Here is a 1,183-nt window from a genome sequence, read left to right as displayed (position 1 = left end):
TGCCGCGGCCGAGGGCCCGCACGACGGCGTCGGCGACCTGGCCGGGCGTGCTGGACATCGGCGCGGGATCCATGCCGGTGGTCATCCGGCCGATCACGAACCCGGACCGGACCAGCAGCAGCTGGACACCGGTGCCGTGCAGGGCGTCCCCGAGCCCCTTCGCGAAGCCGTCGAGCCCCGCCTTCGCCGAACCGTAGACGTAGTTGGCCCGGCGCACCCGCACCCCGGCGATCGAGCTGAACACGACGATCTGCCCGGCGTCCTGGGCCCGCAGCAGGGTCGCCAGCGTCGTCAGGACACTGACCTGGGCGACGTAGTCGGTGTGCACGACCGCGACCGCGTGGGCCGGATCGTGTTCGGCGCGCGCCTGATCGCCGAGGACGCCGAAGGCCACCACCGCGGTGCCGATGCCGCCGTGCTCGGCGGCGATCTTCTCCAGCAGGGGCGCGTGCGTGGCGGTGTCGTCGGCGTCGAATTCCACGGTGTGCACGGCGGTCGCGCCCGCGGCGCGCACCTGCTCGATCTCGGCGTCCAGCGCGCCGGACCGGCGGGCGGCCAGGATCACCACGCGTCCGGGCGCCAGTCGGCGCGCCACCTCGACCCCGATCTCACTGCGTCCGCCCAGGACCAGCACCGGTCCGTCGTTCTGCTGCTCTGCCATGGGATCAGTCTGTCATCCGGCGCCGGACGGGGAATTCGGGTGTCGAGGGCCGAAACCCGCGCGATCGGCGGCCCGTCGTCCGGGCTACCGTTTCCCGCATGCCGACCGCCACCACACCGCTGTCCCCCGCCGCCCTCGACTTCGTCACCGAGCGGCATCTGGCCACCCTGACGACCCTGCGCGCCGACGGCACACCGCACGTGGTCGCGGTGGGGTTCACCTGGGATGCCGAGAGCGGGATCGCCCGGGTCATCACCGACGGCGCCTCGGTGAAGGCGCGCAACGCGGCGCGCGGCGGGTACGCGGCCGTGAGTCAGGTCGAAGGGCCGCGCTGGCTCACCCTCGAAGGGCCGGCCACCGTGCTCACCGAGGCCGACGACGTGGCCGAGGCCGTGCGCCGCTACACCGCCCGCTACCGGGTGCCGCGAGAAAACCCGACGCGGGTCGTCGTCGCGATCCAGGTGCGCCGGGTGCTCTCGTCGAGCACGCTGAAGTAGGTCCGGCTACAGGACCGTCAGACCG

2 protein-coding genes are annotated in these 1,183 nt (G+C 73.4%); one reads left to right on the top strand and one right to left on the bottom strand.

The window, feature by feature from the left end:
- Positions 1 to 661 (bottom strand): SDR family NAD(P)-dependent oxidoreductase (locus ACWDNU_RS46410; RefSeq protein ID WP_449673518.1); only part of this gene is annotated, 661 nt, incomplete at its 3' end.
- A 98-nt stretch (positions 662 to 759) separates the two neighbouring features.
- Between ACWDNU_RS46410 and ACWDNU_RS46405 the strand changes: the two genes are divergently transcribed.
- A complete protein-coding gene (locus tag ACWDNU_RS46405) occupies positions 760 to 1,158 on the top strand; it encodes a TIGR03618 family F420-dependent PPOX class oxidoreductase (RefSeq protein WP_355275469.1) in 399 nt (132 codons plus the stop codon).
- The last annotated feature ends 25 nt before the right edge of the window (positions 1,159 to 1,183 follow it).

The organism is Amycolatopsis sp. NPDC003676, from assembly GCF_053587275.1.
Note: the sequence above shows the minus strand (reverse complement) of the source record. Positions and strands in the feature narration are given on the sequence as shown.

Bases quoted from the DNA above. Each gene is read 5' to 3' on its own strand.
- ACWDNU_RS46405 (WP_355275469.1), top strand. From the start codon at position 760: ATGCCGACCGCCACCACACCGCTGTCCCCCGCCGCCCTCGACTTCGTC.